1 protein-coding gene and 1 pseudogene are annotated in these 650 nt (G+C 62.1%); both read left to right on the top strand.

Annotated elements, in window-relative coordinates:
- Nucleotides 1–233: pseudogene (locus tag DMB66_RS60675) on the top strand (3-isopropylmalate dehydratase small subunit); the annotation flags it as partial.
- 175 nt (nt 234–408) lie between these two features.
- The coding region (locus tag DMB66_RS60670) for an HU family DNA-binding protein (protein WP_148113024.1) at nt 409–650 on the top strand (242 nt) is incomplete at its 3' end.

Here is a 650-nt window from a genome sequence, read left to right as displayed (position 1 = left end):
CGAAGCTCTCTGGGATCTCGCGGAGAGCGAGCCGGACAAGCAGATCACCGTCGATCGTGGAACAGCGCCAGGTGCGCGTGGATGACGCCGTCTGGACCCTTCCCGATCGACGTATTTCGAGTCGCTGGCGGCTGTTGGAGGGTCTCGACGACATCGGACTGACCCTGCGCCACGAGGAGACGATCACCACGTACGAGAAGTCTCGCCCAACCTTCAAACCAGTGGTCGTCTGAGCCTGTTTCCCTTGCTGTCGCACGCTTTTCTGCCCCCATCGGGTTCCCGATKGGGGCAGAATCGTTACGACACAAGGGTTTTTTCGCTTAGATGTTTGTGTCTGCTGGTCAGAGGGCATACGGTGCGCGCAGAATGGCTCGCATTGGGCCAGTTCTCACGTTCGGGAGGAAACCAGTGAACAAGGCAGAGCTCGTCGAGGCGCTCGCCGCCCGACTGGGGGACCGGAAGACGGCGACGGCAGCGCTGGATGCGGTGATCAGCGAGGTACAGAACGCCGTCACCAAGGGCGATCGCGTTGCCATTACCGGTTTCGGAGTCTTCGAGAAGCGGGCGCGCAATGCCCGTACCGCGCGCAATCCGCGCACCGGCGAACCGGTCAACGGTGAAGAAGACGTCGTCCCCGCTTTCAAGCCCGG

Source organism: Actinoplanes sp. ATCC 53533 (genome assembly GCF_003947245.1).
This window is presented reverse-complemented; position numbering and strand designations above follow the sequence as displayed.